Annotated in this window: 16 protein-coding genes; 2 read left to right on the top strand and 14 right to left on the bottom strand. The window is 64.6% G+C overall.

Going from position 1 to position 13,772, the window contains the following annotated elements:
• Nucleotides 1-369 precede the first annotated feature (369 nt).
• Nucleotides 370-852: a hypothetical protein gene (locus DK261_RS30650; protein WP_009050248.1), complete on the top strand. Its 483-nt coding sequence runs from the start codon at nucleotides 370-372 to the stop codon at nucleotides 850-852.
• Between the two features lie 145 nt (nucleotides 853-997).
• Complete coding sequence (locus tag DK261_RS30645) at nucleotides 998-2,281, top strand: OmpP1/FadL family transporter (RefSeq protein ID WP_110177296.1); 1,284 nt, start codon at nucleotides 998-1,000, stop codon at nucleotides 2,279-2,281.
• Between the two features lie 73 nt (nucleotides 2,282-2,354).
• Here the strand turns inward: DK261_RS30645 and DK261_RS30640 are convergent, their stop codons facing one another.
• The 14 genes from DK261_RS30640 to cobO all read right to left on the bottom strand — a co-directional run bounded on the left by DK261_RS30640 (nucleotide 2,355) and on the right by cobO (nucleotide 13,696).
• Nucleotides 2,355-2,906, bottom strand: a complete 552-nt coding sequence (locus tag DK261_RS30640) for a glutathione peroxidase (RefSeq protein WP_009050250.1) — start codon at nucleotides 2,904-2,906, stop codon at nucleotides 2,355-2,357.
• A 69-nt stretch (nucleotides 2,907-2,975) separates the two neighbouring features.
• The gene (locus DK261_RS33730; RefSeq protein ID WP_256597617.1) at nucleotides 2,976-3,098 is read right to left on the bottom strand and encodes a hypothetical protein; all 123 of its coding nucleotides are present in this window, start codon (nucleotides 3,096-3,098) and stop codon (nucleotides 2,976-2,978) included.
• Entirely contained in the window at nucleotides 3,095-4,297 is a 1,203-nt protein-coding gene (locus tag DK261_RS30635) for an MFS transporter (protein ID WP_009050252.1), read from the bottom strand. Before DK261_RS30635 ends, DK261_RS33730 begins: the two co-directional genes overlap by 4 nt.
• 52 nt (nucleotides 4,298-4,349) lie before the next feature.
• Nucleotides 4,350-4,754 (bottom strand): MarR family winged helix-turn-helix transcriptional regulator, encoded by a 405-nt coding sequence (locus tag DK261_RS30630; protein ID WP_016702496.1) that lies wholly within the window; start codon nucleotides 4,752-4,754, stop codon nucleotides 4,350-4,352.
• Between the two features lie 82 nt (nucleotides 4,755-4,836).
• Nucleotides 4,837-5,568 carry an adenosylcobinamide-GDP ribazoletransferase gene (locus DK261_RS30625; RefSeq protein WP_041989026.1) on the bottom strand — a complete coding sequence of 244 codons (732 nt, stop codon included), beginning with the start codon at nucleotides 5,566-5,568 and terminating at the stop codon, nucleotides 4,837-4,839.
• 2 nt (nucleotides 5,569-5,570) lie between these two features.
• Entirely contained in the window at nucleotides 5,571-6,146 is a 576-nt protein-coding gene (gene cobC, locus DK261_RS30620) for an alpha-ribazole phosphatase family protein (RefSeq protein ID WP_038634259.1), read from the bottom strand.
• Complete coding sequence (cobT, locus tag DK261_RS30615; RefSeq protein ID WP_016702499.1) at nucleotides 6,143-7,198, bottom strand: nicotinate-nucleotide--dimethylbenzimidazole phosphoribosyltransferase; 1,056 nt, start codon at nucleotides 7,196-7,198, stop codon at nucleotides 6,143-6,145. The genes cobC and cobT overlap by 4 nt, the downstream gene beginning before the upstream one ends.
• Complete coding sequence (gene cobU / locus DK261_RS30610) at nucleotides 7,195-7,716, bottom strand: bifunctional adenosylcobinamide kinase/adenosylcobinamide-phosphate guanylyltransferase (protein ID WP_016702500.1); 522 nt, start codon at nucleotides 7,714-7,716, stop codon at nucleotides 7,195-7,197. Before cobU ends, cobT begins: the two co-directional genes overlap by 4 nt.
• Before the next feature lie 61 nt (nucleotides 7,717-7,777).
• Entirely contained in the window at nucleotides 7,778-9,229 is a 1,452-nt protein-coding gene (locus DK261_RS30605; RefSeq protein ID WP_041989033.1) for a cobyric acid synthase, read from the bottom strand.
• Nucleotides 9,226-10,218, bottom strand: a complete 993-nt coding sequence (gene cobD / locus DK261_RS30600; protein ID WP_110177290.1) for a threonine-phosphate decarboxylase CobD — start codon at nucleotides 10,216-10,218, stop codon at nucleotides 9,226-9,228. The genes DK261_RS30605 and cobD overlap by 4 nt, the downstream gene beginning before the upstream one ends.
• Nucleotides 10,211-11,119 (bottom strand): adenosylcobinamide-phosphate synthase CbiB, encoded by a 909-nt coding sequence (cbiB, locus tag DK261_RS30595; protein ID WP_009050260.1) that lies wholly within the window; start codon nucleotides 11,117-11,119, stop codon nucleotides 10,211-10,213. The genes cobD and cbiB overlap by 8 nt, the downstream gene beginning before the upstream one ends.
• Complete coding sequence (gene bluB, locus DK261_RS30590) at nucleotides 11,116-11,766, bottom strand: 5,6-dimethylbenzimidazole synthase (protein WP_053269709.1); 651 nt, start codon at nucleotides 11,764-11,766, stop codon at nucleotides 11,116-11,118. Before bluB ends, cbiB begins: the two co-directional genes overlap by 4 nt.
• Nucleotides 11,763-13,088 (bottom strand): cobyrinate a,c-diamide synthase, encoded by a 1,326-nt coding sequence (locus tag DK261_RS30585; protein WP_053269710.1) that lies wholly within the window; start codon nucleotides 13,086-13,088, stop codon nucleotides 11,763-11,765. The genes bluB and DK261_RS30585 overlap by 4 nt, the downstream gene beginning before the upstream one ends.
• The gene (gene cobO, locus DK261_RS30580; protein ID WP_025805652.1) at nucleotides 13,085-13,696 is read right to left on the bottom strand and encodes a cob(I)yrinic acid a,c-diamide adenosyltransferase; all 612 of its coding nucleotides are present in this window, start codon (nucleotides 13,694-13,696) and stop codon (nucleotides 13,085-13,087) included. Before cobO ends, DK261_RS30585 begins: the two co-directional genes overlap by 4 nt.
• Between the last annotated feature and the right edge of the window lie 76 nt (nucleotides 13,697-13,772).

Genomic DNA, 13,772 nt, shown 5'->3' with positions numbered 1-13,772 from the left:
GAAAAGCCCTCCCAAAAAGGAAGGAAAGTATTAATATCGTGCATAAGAACGCCGGTTTTTTAGATGTGTTTGCTCGCACGAACATCATCAATCAAATCGGCGTTCTTGTTTCTGTGTTTCCCGGAATTCCGTGAAGAACCTTTTTTATTGCCTGTTATTTCGGTTTTTCCGCCGTCGGCTAAAGCACCATCCGATATAACGGTTATAACTCGAAGCTGGAAATATTTTAAAAACAGTCCTTTACAGCAACGATATGACACTACACTTCAACTCAAGCGGCATGATCCGCTTCCGGCGAGTCTGACCGATCCACCGCTGCCAAGCTCCCCCATCAGGCCTCGCCGGCCACTTTCACGCTTCGAGGGCTTTATGGGTATTGCCGCCAGCGAACTGTGCCGCTACGTGATCCGCCCGACCCTGATCTATCTGGGCAACCACAGTCGCACCGCAGAATCACTGCTGCTAGGCATCGCCGCCAGCCAATCCGCCCTCGGCTCCGCCCTGCACGACCGCAGGGGCCACGGCCTCTACCGCATCGCCGAACCCCGCCACCAGGCACTCTGGGACCACTATCTGGCGCTGGATCCGGAACGCGCCAGCCTGGTTCGCGGCCTAGCCAGCCAGCACGCATTCCTCAGCGGCCCGCACCTGGAATTGACCGTCAACCTGCGTTACGCCACCGCCATCGCCTGGCTGCTGGTAGAAGAGCAGAACACCCCGCTCCCCGAAGCCGGCGACCTGCTCGGCATGGCTCGCATCTGGAAGCAGATCTTCCAGCCACAAGGACGCTTGCGGGACTTTGCCGATGCCTGGCAAACCTGTGTTGCACCACTGAATCAGGTCGCCTGCTGATCGGACTTTTTGCAAGTTCGTGCAAACAACGGCAATTTTGGTCTGATTGTCCTACAAAACCGCTCTATCTCAAGCCATACAGGCTATAGCGCTGAGGAGGAAATGTTGGTAATTTTCGCTCCGGTGATCACCAGGAGTTCTAATAATGAAAAAAGTAATACTCAAAACCAGTCTTAGCCTTGCCGTTGCCATGGCATCCACCCAACTTTTCGCAAGTGGTTTTGCCCTGAACGAACAAAGCATCAGCGGCATGGGTACTGGTTTCGCCGGTCGATCCTCTGCTGCGGACGATGCAAGCACAGTTTTTGGCAACCCTGCCGGTATGTCGCGCCTGAAACGCCAGCAAATCACTGGTGGCGTCGCGGCCATTGATGCATCCACCGACATCAACGATGCCAGCGGCAGCCGTAGCGGCACCAACAAAGGCGACATGGTGCCTTTCACTGCCGTGCCGATGGGCTACTACGTCAAGCCTATCGACGATCAGTGGGCCTTCGGTCTGGGTGTCTATGCCCCATTCGGCCTGATCACCGACTACGAAAACGGCTTCCAGGGCCGTAACTTCGGCAGCAAGAGCGAAGTTAAAGTCATCACCTTCCAGCCAACCGTCAGCTACGCCTTCAACGATAAGGTGTCGATCGGTTTCGGTCCGACCATCAACCGTATCTCCGGCACCCTGGAATCGGCACTGACCACGCCACTGTCGCCTAACGACGGCAATGTCCAGATCAAGGGCGACGACGTTGGCTACGGCTACAACATCGGCGTGCTGGTCCAGGCAACCGACACCACCCGCGTGGGCCTGACCTACCACTCGAAGGTCAAGTACAAGCTGGAAGGCCACACCGAAGTCAGTCCAGGCGCCGGTACTCCAGGCGCTCTGCTGCGTGGCGCTCGCTACGATGCCTCGCTGGACATCACCACCCCTGAATCGGCCGACCTGTCGGTGACCCAGGACCTCAACGATGCCTGGAAACTCTATGCCGGTGCGACCTGGACCCGCTGGAGCCGCCTGAAAGACATCACCGTGCAAAACGAAGGTGTAACTGCCAGCGCCGGCGGTCTTCTGGCCCCGGGTGCGCTCAGCAGCATCAAGGAAGAGCAGAACTGGCACGACACCTGGGCCTACGCCATCGGTACTTCCTACCAGTTGAACAAGCAGTGGGTACTGCGTACCGGCCTGAGCTTCGACCAGTCGCCAGCCAACAACACCAACCGTTCGCCACGCATTCCTACCGGCGACCGGACCATCTTCAGCCTCGGCGCCGGCTGGAGCCCAACCGAAGACCTGACCATCGACGTGGCCTACTCCTACCTCAAGGAAGAGAAAGTCAAGGTCAACAACCACAATACGCTCGGCCAGTCTTACAGCTCCGAGTACGAGAACAGCGCGAACGGCTTTGGCGTGGGTGCAACCTACCGCTTCTGAAGCCTGACGGCCTGAACGAAAAAGCCCCCGCATCCAAGGATGCCGGGGCTTTTTTATTGGCCGCGGATAACACTCAAGGCTTGGACGCCAGCGCCTGTTCCACCGCCTCGATCAGTTCCGGACTGTCCGGCTTGGTCAGGCTGGAGAAATTGGCGATCACCTTGCCCTGGCGATCGACCACATACTTGTAGAAATTCCACTTCGGCGCACTGCTCTGCTCGGCCAGGACCTTGAACAGATGCACCGCGTCCGGGCCTCGGACCTGCTGCGGTTCGGTCATGGTGAAGGTGACGCCGTAGTTCACATAACAGACCTTGGCCGTTTCCGCGCCATCCTTGGACTCCTGCTTGAAGTCATTGGACGGCACGCCTACCAGCTCCAGCCCCTGATCCTTGTAACGCTGGTACAGCGCTTCGAGCCCCTTGAACTGCGGGGCAAAGCCGCAAAAGCTCGCGGTATTGACCACCACCAGCGGCTTGCCGGCAAAGCGCTGGCACAGGTCGATGGATTCCTTGGCGCGTAGCTTGGGCAGCGAGCCCTGCAACAGCGACGGACATTCGTCCGCCCAGGTCGAACCTGCGAACACCATGAGTACAGCTGGAACAGCAAGCCAGCGCGCCAACATATTCAACTCCTTGAAAGTACCGTCAGAGGGTGAAGCTACTCGCCCGGCGGACGCCCTAGCAAGCGCTTCCTAGCAGACGCCCATGCCCAACTGCATCAGCGCCAGCCCACCCTGGTGCCAGCCCCACCAGGCCAACGCCAACAGCAAGGCAGCAACCGCCAGGCCGACCCAGCGCAGACCTGCCCGGCTCATGCCACGCTTGCCTGCAAACGCGCGACCGGACGCTCGCGCACCGGCCAGTTCAAGGCCGCGGCCAGCAGACTGAGGAGAATCGCCACCTGCCAGATCAAGTCATAACTCCCGGTTCGATCGTAGACCACCCCGCCGAGCCAGCCGCCGAGGAACGAGCCCAACTGGTGAAACAGAAACACGATGCCGCCCAGCATGGACAGGTTGCGCACCCCGAACAAGGTGGCCACCGTGCCATTGGTCAGGGGCACCGTCGACAGCCACAGGAAGCCCATGGCCATGCCGAACAGATATGCGCTGAGTTGCGTCACCGGCAGCCAGAGGAACAGGCCGATGACCACCGCGCGCAACAGGTACAGGCCGGTCAGCAAGCGTGGCTTGGACATGCGTCCGCCCAGCCAGCCAGCGGTGTAGGTCCCGAAGATATTGAACAGGCCGATCAGCGCCAGCACCGTGGTGCCCACTGTGGCCGGCAAATGCTGGTCCACCAGGTAAGCCGGCAAATGCACGCCGATGAATACCACCTGGAAACCACAGACGAAAAAGCCGAACGCCAGCAGCCAGAACCCGGAATGGGAACAGGCTTCACGCAAGGCCTCGGAAAGGCTCTGTTCATGGCCCAGGCTTGGCAGCGGCTTGTCCTTGAGCATGCTCACCAGCGGCACGATCAACGCCACCAGCAACCCCAACACCAGCAGCGCTGACGACCAGCCGAGCCAGCCGATCAAGCCCAGGGTGCCCGGCAGCATGGCGAACTGACCGAACGAACCGGCCGCACTGGCGATGCCCATGCCCATGCTGCGTTTTTCCGCCGGCAGTGCACGCCCCACCACGCCGAGAATCACCGAGAACGAGGTCCCCGAAAGGCCGATACCGATCAGCAATCCGGCGCTCAACGACAGCGACAGCGGTGAGTCGGCCAATCCCATGAACAACAGGCCCACGGCGTACAGCACGCCGCCGATCATCACCACCTTGGCCGCACCGAAGCGGTCGGCCAGGGCGCCGGTGAAGGGCTGGGCCAGGCCCCAGATCAGGTTCTGCAAGGCAATGGCAAAGGCAAACACCTCGCGCCCCCAGCCGAACTCGGCGCTCATGGGCGGCAGAAACAGACCGAAACCGTGTCTTACCCCCAGGGACAAGGCCAGGATCAGCGCACTCCCGAGAAGAACCCAACCGCTGGTACGCCACATCGAAGTCATCGTTATTCTCCATTTACGGGTATATACCCGCTTATCATCGAACAAAAGGCGTTCACGCCAGTTCGTTCAGCAAGGCCAGCAAGGTTTCGCGTTTCTCTGCACCCAGACGGTCGATCAAACGCTGTTGCGCCGCCTCCCAGGCCGGCAAGGCCGCCAGCAATCGCTGCTGGCCTTCCTCGGTCAGCTGGACGATGCGATTGCGTTGATCCTCGCCTTCGGACAACCGGACCAGCCCCTCGCCTTCCAGCACCCGCAGGTTACGGCCCAGGGTGCTGCGATCCAGCCCCATCGCTTCGGCCAGGCTGGAAATGCTCGGTTGGTCCAGGCGCTGCAGGTTGCTCAGCAAGGAATACTGGGCAACGTTGATCCCGAAGCCGTCGAGAGCGCCGTCGTAGAACCTGCTGACGCCACGGGCGGCGCGACGCAGGTTGGTGCACAAACATTGAGAAGGAAGCATGGTGCGTGTATATACCCGCGATTAATGGAATGCAAGAATTTTGCAAAGCCCAGGGCGCGGATAAAACCCGCGCCCCGCCTTTCTAGAACAGCGCCAACCCCACCAGGACCGCCACCTCCAGCAGTTCCAGCAGAGCCCCCGCCGTATCCCCGGTGGTGCCGCCCAGACGACGCAGCATCAGCTGGCGCAAGCCGACAAACACCACGCCCGCCAGCAGCAACGCCCACACCGCGCCATAACCACCGAGCACTACACACGCCAGCGCAGCAAGCGCCAGCACCCACTTGCCGGCCAGACGCGGCAGATGATTCGCCAGCGCCTGCCCAAGGCCACCAGGGCGTACATAAGGCGTGCAGAGGAACAGCCCGAGCAAGGCACCACGACCGATCAGCGGCGCCAGCAGCAAGGCAACGCCGGCCTGCTGCTCGATCAGCGCCACCAGCGCGGCGAACTTGAGCAGCAACACCAGCCCCAGGGTGACCACGGCGATCGGCCCGCTGCGCGGGTCCTTCATGATCGTCAACGTACGCTCGCGATCGCCGAAGCCGCCCAGCCAGGCGTCCGCGCTGTCGGCCAGCCCATCCAGATGCAAGGCTCCACTGAGCAGCACCCAGACCGTCAGCAACAGCGCCCCATGCAGTAACAGCGGCGCGCCCATCAACAACTGGTTCATGCCCCAGAGCAGCAGCCCGAACAGCAGGCCGATCAGCGGATAGAACAGCAATGACCGGCCCATTTCCTCGGGCGACGGCATGCCCGGCAAACGCACCGGAAAACTGCTGAGAAACTGCAGGGCGATCCAGAATGGCAGCATGCTCAAACTCCTTCGCTCAACGCCAGGCCAGCCTCGACAGTCAGGGCGAACAAGGCACCGTGAGCGACCTCGACATTCAGCAGCTGCTCGCGCGGCAAACCCCGGGCCCGGGCCAGCAACAAGCGCATCACTCCGCCATGGCTGACCAGCAGCACCCGCTCGCCGGCATGACGCTGGTGCAGACGTTCGACCGCCCCCAGCACCCGCTCGGAAAACGCCAGCACCGGCTCGCCCTGCGGCGGAGTAAAGGCATAGGGATCGGCCCAGAACCGCCCCAGCGCCTCGGCGTCGGTCGCCATCAGTGCCGCCGCGCTCTGCCCTTCCCAGGCGCCGAAATGCAGCTCCTGCAGATCCGGGTCCAGGCTCACCGGCAGCGCCAGGCGCGCCCCAAGCTCCTCGGCGAAACGCGCGCAGCGTTGCAAGGGCGAACTCACCAGCCGATCCCAGGGTCCCTGGCCGGCAACGGCAGCACGCATCTGCTGCCATCCGGCGTCGGTCAGGGCATCGTCGAGGCTGCCGCGCAGGCCGCCACCGAGCTCGGTTTCACCATGGCGCAGCAGGTCCAGGCGCAAGGTCATGCAGGGCGATCCGCCACGGCCGCTTCGGCGAAAGTCGCCATCTGCCCGTGCAGGTCGCAGGCCAGACGCAGCAATGGCACCGCCAGCGCCGCGCCGCTACCCTCGCCCAGACGCAGGCCGAGGTCCAGCAAAGGCTCGGCCTCTAGGGTTTGCAGGATATGCCGATGCCCCGGCTCGGCCCCACGGTGGCCGAACAGCAACCACTGCCGGCACCCGGGGTTGAGCCGCACCGCCACCAGCGCCGCCACGCTGCAAATGAAGCCGTCGACCAGCACCGCCACGCCTTCCTGGGCACAGGCCAGGTACGCCCCCACCAGCGCAGCAATTTCGAAACCGCCAAGGTTGAACAAGGTCTGCACGGCATCGCCACGCTGGGCCGCATGCAGGCTCAAGGCACGCTCGATCACCCGCGCCTTGTGGCTGACACCCGCCGCATTCAGGCCAGTGCCCGGCCCCGCCAGGAGCGCTACCGGAATGTCCAGCAAGGCACAGGCCACGGCACTGGCCGCGGTGGTGTTGCCAATGCCCATCTCGCCACCGATAAACAGCTCGCTGCCCTGCTCGACAGCCCGCAGCACACTGTCACGTCCGGCCTGCAGCGCCTGCTCGCCCTGGGCCTGGGTCATGGCCGGCCCCTCGACGAAGTTGCGGGTACCCGCCCCGAGATTCAAATGACGCACGCCAGGCAGGTTCAGCCCGGGCGTCACCGTGCCGAGGTCGACCACTTCCAGGTGTGCCCGCAGCTGTCGCGCCAACACGCTGATGGCCGCGCCGCCGGTGACGAAGTTGTGCAGCATCTGCCCGGTGACTTCCTGCGGATAAGCCGAAACGCCCTCGGCCACCACCCCGTGGTCGCCGGCGAAAATCGCGATCCACAGCTGCTCCAGGCCAGGCTTGACCCGCCCCTGCAAGCCGGCCAGCTGTACCGCTACCCGCTCCAGCTGCCCCAGCGAACCCGTGGGCTTGGTCAATTGCTGCTGACGCGACTGCGCCGCCTCCAGGGCTTGAGTGTCGAGCGCCTTGCACGGCCGCAGCCACCAGAAGTCATTCATAACGCAGTTCCTTTCAGAGTCAGGGGCAGGCCGGCCACCGTCAGCACTACCCGCTGACAACGCTCGGCCAGGGCTTGATGCAGCCAACCGGCTTCATCGACATAACGGCGAGTCAATTCGCCCAGCGGCACGACACCCATTCCGGTCTCGTTGCTGACAAAAATGATTTCGCCCGGCAGCGACGCCAGGCACTGCAACAGCGCTTCGCGCTCACTGGCGAGCCGCTCGGCATCCTCCAGCAGCAACAGGTTGGTCAGCCACAAGGTCAGGCAATCCACCAGCAGGCAGCGTTCGGCGCTCGCCGCTTCACGCAGCACTCGCGCCAGCTCCAGGGGTTCCTCGATCAATGCCCATTCGGCCGGACGCCGTTCGCGGTGATGCTCGATGCGCTGGTTCATTTCGCCGTCCAGCGCCTGGCTGGTGGCGATATAGGTCACGGCCAGGCCGCTCTCGCCGGCGAGCTTTTCAGCCAGGCGACTCTTGCCGGAGCGGGCGCCGCCGAGGATCAGTTGCAACATGCTTGGAAACCCTTGAATTGAGGTACAGCCACAGCGGCGCCGCGATACCGGCGCCGACGCTCTAAAGCCCGCAAAGCTGGCGCAGGTGCTCGGTGTCCAGATGCTGCTCCACCAGATCGGCCAGGCGCTCGATGTCACGCTCGCGCAGGGCGTGGTAGTCGACCGCCTGCACCTCGCGCAAACCCGCCCAACGCAGCAACGCGCTGCAGGCCGCCGGCGCTTCGAACAGGCCGTGCAGGTAGGTACCGAGAATCTGCCCATCGTCGCTGCGCGCGCCGTCGCAACGACCGTCGTCCAGAGTCACGGCCGGCAGTTCCAGCGCAGGCCCCGTGGTGACCCCGGCATGGATCTCGTAACCGCTGACCTCGGCCTCCTCCAGCGCCAGGCGTCCACGCACGTTGCGCAGTTGCTTCTCTTCTTCCAGCACCGTCTCGAACGCCAGCAGCCCCAGCCCGGCGCTGGAACCTGGCGCGCCTTCCAGCCCCAGGGGATCGTGCAACTGCTCGCCGAGCATCTGCAAACCACCGCAGATGCCCAGCACCTTGCCGCCATAGCGCAGGTGCCGGGCGATGGCCCTGTCCCAGCCCTGGGCACGCAGATACGCCAGGTCGCTGCGCACGCTTTTCGAGCCGGGCAGGATGATCAGGTCGGCCGGCGGAATCGCCTGGCCCGGACCGATAAATTGCAGGTCCACCTGGGGGTGCAGGCGCAGCGGGTCGAAGTCGGTGTGATTGCTGATACGCGGCAACACCGGCACCAGCACTTTCAGCACCTGCTCGGCCTTGTCGGCCTGACGTTGGTCGATGCCGTCCTCGGCTTCCAGATGCAGGTCCAGCACGTAGGGCAGCACGCCGATCACCGGTTTGCCGGTACGCGCTTCGAGCCAGTCCAGGCCCGGTTGCAACAGGGCGATATCGCCGCGAAAACGGTTGATGATGAAGCCTTTGACCCGCGCCTGCTCGCTCGGCGACAACAGCTCCAGGGTGCCCACCAGATGAGCGAAAACCCCGCCACGGTTGATATCGGCGATCAGCAGCACCGGGCAGTCCACCGCTTCGGCAAAGCCCATATTGGCGATATCGCCGGCCCGCAGATTGATCTCCGCCGGCGAGCCCGCGCCCTCCACCATCACCACCGGATAGGCCGCGCTCAGGCGTTGGTGAGAGGCCAGCACCGCCCGCATGGCGATGGCCTTGTAGTCGTGATAGGCCACCGCGTTCATGGTGGTCACCGCGCGACCGTGAATGATCACTTGGGCCCCGGTGTCGCTGTTGGGTTTGAGCAGCACCGGGTTCATGTCGGTGTGCGGCGCCAGGTGCGCGGCCTGGGCCTGCACCGCCTGGGCGCGGCCGATCTCGCCGCCGTCGGCGGTCACCGCGCTGTTGAGGGCCATGTTCTGCGGCTTGAAGGGCACGACGCTGACACCCTGGCGCGTCAGCCAGCGGCAGAGCGCCGTCACCAGGGTGCTTTTACCGGCATCGGAGGTGGTGCCCTGCACCATCAGGGTGGTCATGGATGTTCCTTGGCGTAGGCGACGAAGGCCTGTTCGAGACGCGACCAATCGGCTTCATCGGCCGGCAGGCCAAAGCGCAGGCTGCTGTTATGGGTGAACAACCGCAGCAGGATGCCCCGGCGCGCCATGAACTCGTGCAACAGCTCGGCGCGATCGGTGATCAGCCACTGGAACAGCGCACAGCCACCCTGGGGTTTCAGGCCGTGGCGCTCGAGCAGGTGCGCCAGGCGCAAGCTCGCCACTTCGCTGCGCAACCGTTGCCGTGCATGGCCTTGGCTGTCACGCAAGCACACCTGGCCCAATACCCGGGTCGGTCCGCTGACGGCCCAGGGGCCGACCTGTTCGGCCAGCAGCTTGAGCAACTTGCGCTCGGCCAGGACGAAGCCCAGGCGCACACCGGCCAGGCCGAAGAACTTGCCGAAGGAGCGCAGGACGATCAACCCCACCTGATCGGCCTGGGCCGCCAGGCTCAACTGGGGCGTGTTGTCCATGAAGGCTTCGTCGACCACCAGCCAGCCACCGCGCTGCGCCAGGCGCGCATGCCAGTCCAGCAGGCGCTCCGGGGTCAGGCTCAAGCCCGTGGGATTGTTCGGGTTGACCACCACCAGCACGTCCAGGCTGTCGAGGAAAAAGTCCACTTCCTGTTCCAGCACTTCACGCACGATGTAGCCGCTGCGGCGCCAGGCTTCGGCGTGCTCGGCATAACAGGGCGACAGCACGCCGACCTTGCCGGCGCGGCGCAAACGCGGAAGCAGCTGGATCGCCGCCTGGGAGCCAGGTACCGGCAACACATGGGCGGCGCCGTAGTAGTCGCGGGCAGCCTGCTCCAGGCCATCGTCGGTTTCCGGCAGGCGCGCCCAGGCCCGTATGCCGATCTCGGGAATCGTCCACGGCCAGGGCGCCAGGCCGCTGGACAGGTCCAGCCAGTCGGCCTCGGCGATGCCGTATTGCTCGGCCGCCTTGCGCAGGCGACCACCGTGCTCAAGCATAGAACTCAGCTCCCACGCAGAGAATCAGCAGCCATAACCAGACCCCGCGCTGTACCAGTTGCCAGCCGCGATCGATGGACGAAGCGTCGGCCGCCGTCCCCTCGCCCAGCTGCGGCCGCTGGTGCAGCTCGCCGTGATAGATCGCCGCGCCGCCCAGCTCGACACCCAGGGCTCCGGCCCCGGCCGCCATCACCGGCCCGGCGTTCGGACTGTCCCAGGTCGGCCCCTGGCGGCGCCAGCATTTCAGCGCCAGGCGGGTCTTGCCCAGCAACGCGTAAGTCAGGGCCACCAGGCGGGCCGGAATATAGTTGAGCAGGTCGTCGATCTTCGCCGCCGCCCAGCCGAAACGCTCGAAACGCTCATTACGATAGCCCCACATCGCATCCAGGGTGTTGCTCAGGCGGTAGAGCACCACGCCTGGCGCGCCGGCCACGGCAAACCAGAACAGGGCGGCGAACACCGCGTCGCTGCCGTTCTCCAGCACCGACTCGGTGGCGGCGCGGGCGACTTCGGTGGCATCCAGCTCGCTGGTCTGGCGACTGACCAGATAACCGACCCGCTGCCGCGCCTGATCCAGGTCGTCGCTGCGCAAGGCCTGGGCCACCGGCTCGACATGCTCGCCAAGGCTGCGCAGGCCGAGGGCGCAGTACAGCGCCAGGATCTCGAACAACCAGCCGATATAGGGCAGCCAGGAAAACAACGTCGCCAGCAGGGTCAGCGGCAGCACCGCGATGACCCAGGCAGTGACGCCATGACTGCGCCAGCCGCGACCGCCGGAGTTGAAACGTTGCTCGATGCGGTCGGCAAAACGACCGAACGCCACCAGCGGATGCCAGCGTTTGGGTTCGCCCAGCAACGCGTCCAGCGCTACCCCGGCGACACTCAGCAACGCCACACTCATTGACTCACTCCCCAGTAATTTTCATACAGCAATTCACTCAGCGAACGCTCCCGCGCCCAGCCTTCGAGCACCAGCATCGGTGCCGGGTAAAACTCGCCGACCGGTCCCAGGCACAACACCGCCAGCGGCTTGGCTCCGACCGGCAGGCCAAGCAGCTCGGCCAGGGCAACGGGCTCGAACAGCGACACCCAACCCATGCCCAGCCCTTCAGCCCGTGCCGCCAGCCAGAGGTTCTGAATCGCGCAGGAGAGCGAAGCCAGGTCCATCTCCGGCAAGGTGCGCCGGCCAAAAATATGCCGCTCACGGTCGTCCATCAGTGCCGCCACCAGGACCTCGGCGCAATCGTTGATGCCTTCGACCTTGAGCTTCATGAACTCGTCGGAGCGTTCGCCCAGGGCCTCGGCGGTGCGTACCCGCTCCTCCTCCACCAGTTGCTGGATCTGCCCGCGCAACGGCCGATCGCTGATACGGATAAAACGCCAGGGCTGCATCAGGCCGACGCTGGGCGCCTGGTGCGCCGCCTCCAGCAGGCGGCGCAGGACCTGCGGCTCGACCGTGCCACCGACGAAGTGGCGCATGTCACGACGTTCGGCGATCGCGCGATAGACCGCGTCGCGTTCGGCCGCGGAAAAGGCGTTGTCGGTCATGGGCGCCGCGCGAGCACGCTCGCTCCTGCCGGCGCCAGCAGGGCCGCCACCGCTTCGGGGTTGGACGGAAAATAGAAATGTACGTAAGAGGCGGTCATCCGCCCTTCGCGGTAAACCGCTTCCGCGCCGCGCCCGCCATTCGGGCTCAGGCCCCGGGCGATCGGCGCAAGCTCGGTGCTGGTCAACGAGTGGTGGTAGGTATGGCCGCGCAGCGAGCCTTCCGGCAGCTCCACCGCCTGCAAGGCCAGGGCCGCCAGGCGCTTTTGCATCACCGCATCGCCGGGCAACAGGCCCAGCAGTTCGGCGCGCTCGCCGTCGACGTCGGTCAGGGAGTCCAGCAGATACAACATGCCGCCGCACTCGGCGAGCAAGGGTTTGCCGGCGGCGTGATGCGCGCGGATCGCGCTGAGCATCGAGCCGTTCGCCGCCAGCGCCCGGTGATGCAGCTCCGGGTAACCGCCTGGCAGGTACAGGCTGTCTGCCTCGGGCAGTACCGCGTCATGGATCGGCGAGAAAAAGCCCAGCTCGGCGCCCATGGCCCGCAGCAGATCCAGGCTCGCGCCATAGGTAAAGGCAAAGGCTTCGTCGCGGGCCACGGCAATGCGCACCCCGGCCAACAGCGGCTCGACGGCAACCGTCTGGGGAGCGGCAAACGCCACGGCGGGCGGCAAGGCCACTTCGCAGCTGTCAGCCAAGGCGGCTGCCGCCGCGTCGAGACGCAGATCCAGATCGTTGAGTTCGCTGGCCTGCACCAGCCCCAGATGGCGGCTGGGCAGTTCGATGCCGGTTTCCCGGGACAGCGCGCCGTACCAGCGCAGGCCTTCGGTCAGGCTGCCTTCGAGCAACTGCGCATGACGCAAGGTACCGACGCGGTTGGCCAACACGCCGGCGAACGGCAGGTCCGGCTGATAGCGCGCCAGCCCCAACGCCAGGGCCCCGAAGGTCTGGGCCATGGCGGTGCCATCGATTACCGCGAGCACTGGCACCCCGAAATGCCGCGCCAGGTCGGCGCTGGACGGCGTGCCGTCGAACAGCCCCATCACGCCCTCGATCAGGATCAGGTCCGCCTCGCCGGCGGCCTCCCACAACAGGCGGCGGCTTTCCTGTTCGCCGACCATCCACATGTCCAGCTGATACACCGGCGCACCGCTGGCGCGCTCGAGAATCATCGGGTCGAGAAAATCCGGGCCGCATTTGAACACGCGCACCTTGCGCCCCTGATTGCGATGCAGTCGGGCGAGCGCGGCGGTCACGGTGGTCTTGCCCTGACCGGAAGCCGGCGCGGCAATCAATACCGCCGGGCAATGACGGGCATCACTCACAGTTCGACGCCTTTTTGCGCTTTGATCCCGGCCTGGAAGGCATGCTTGACCATGCCCATTTCGGTGACGGTGTCGGCCAGCTCGATCATCTCCGGCTTGGCACCACGCCCGGTCACCACCACATGCTGCATCGGCGGCCGCGCCTGCAGGTCGCTGAGCACCTGGTCCAGGTCCAGATAGCCGTGCTTGAGGGCGATGTTTAATTCGTCGAGCACCACCAGGCCGATATTCGGGTCGCTCAGCAGCTCGCGGGAAACCGCCCAGGCGGCTTCGGCAGCGGCGATGTCGCGCTGGCGGTCCTGGGTTTCCCAGGTGAAACCTTCGCCCATGACATGGAAACGCACCTGCTCCGGGAAACGCCGGAAGAACAATTCCTCGCCGGTGCTGTTGCGGCCCTTGATGAACTGCACCACGCCGCACTGCATGCCGTGGCCCATGGCCCGCGCGAGCATGCCGAAGGCCGAGCTGCTTTTGCCTTTGCCGTTGCCGGTCAGCACCAGCAGCAAGCCGCATTCGTTCGGCGAGTTGGCGATGCGTTCATCGATCACGGCTTTTTTGCGCAACATGCGCGCCAGATGGCGTTCGTCACGATCAGGGGATTCAGTCATGGGGCAGCTCTCCGTTGGGGCTGGATAACGGGGGGCAGGAATAGGAATAGACGGCGCAAGCCTGGCATCGCCCACC

Origin of the sequence: Pseudomonas sp. RW409 (assembly GCF_003184125.1) — a bacterium.
Lineage (GTDB): Bacteria > Pseudomonadota > Gammaproteobacteria > Pseudomonadales > Pseudomonadaceae > Aquipseudomonas > Aquipseudomonas chlororaphis_I.
Note: the sequence above shows the minus strand (reverse complement) of the source record. Positions and strands in the feature narration are given on the sequence as shown.

Excerpts from the sequence above, each read along its gene's own strand:
- DK261_RS30650 (WP_009050248.1), top strand. The coding sequence starts at position 370 with ATGGGTATTGCCGCCAGCGAACTGTGCCGCTACGTGATCCGCCCGACC.
- DK261_RS30645 (WP_110177296.1), top strand. The coding sequence starts at position 998 with ATGAAAAAAGTAATACTCAAAACCAGTCTTAGCCTTGCCGTTGCCATG.
- DK261_RS30640 (WP_009050250.1), bottom strand. The coding sequence starts at position 2,906 with ATGTTGGCGCGCTGGCTTGCTGTTCCAGCTGTACTCATGGTGTTCGCA.
- DK261_RS33730 (WP_256597617.1), bottom strand. The coding sequence starts at position 3,098 with ATGAGCCGGGCAGGTCTGCGCTGGGTCGGCCTGGCGGTTGCTGCCTTG.
- DK261_RS30635 (WP_009050252.1), bottom strand. The coding sequence starts at position 4,297 with ATGACTTCGATGTGGCGTACCAGCGGTTGGGTTCTTCTCGGGAGTGCG.
- DK261_RS30630 (WP_016702496.1), bottom strand. The coding sequence starts at position 4,754 with ATGCTTCCTTCTCAATGTTTGTGCACCAACCTGCGTCGCGCCGCCCGT.
- DK261_RS30625 (WP_041989026.1), bottom strand. The coding sequence starts at position 5,568 with ATGCTGCCATTCTGGATCGCCCTGCAGTTTCTCAGCAGTTTTCCGGTG.
- cobC (WP_038634259.1), bottom strand. The coding sequence starts at position 6,146 with ATGACCTTGCGCCTGGACCTGCTGCGCCATGGTGAAACCGAGCTCGGT.
- cobT (WP_016702499.1), bottom strand. The coding sequence starts at position 7,198 with ATGAATGACTTCTGGTGGCTGCGGCCGTGCAAGGCGCTCGACACTCAA.
- cobU (WP_016702500.1), bottom strand. The coding sequence starts at position 7,716 with ATGTTGCAACTGATCCTCGGCGGCGCCCGCTCCGGCAAGAGTCGCCTG.
- DK261_RS30605 (WP_041989033.1), bottom strand. The coding sequence starts at position 9,229 with ATGACCACCCTGATGGTGCAGGGCACCACCTCCGATGCCGGTAAAAGC.
- cobD (WP_110177290.1), bottom strand. The coding sequence starts at position 10,218 with ATGCTTGAGCACGGTGGTCGCCTGCGCAAGGCGGCCGAGCAATACGGC.
- cbiB (WP_009050260.1), bottom strand. The coding sequence starts at position 11,119 with ATGAGTGTGGCGTTGCTGAGTGTCGCCGGGGTAGCGCTGGACGCGTTG.
- bluB (WP_053269709.1), bottom strand. The coding sequence starts at position 11,766 with ATGACCGACAACGCCTTTTCCGCGGCCGAACGCGACGCGGTCTATCGC.
- cobO (WP_025805652.1), bottom strand. The coding sequence starts at position 13,696 with ATGACTGAATCCCCTGATCGTGACGAACGCCATCTGGCGCGCATGTTG.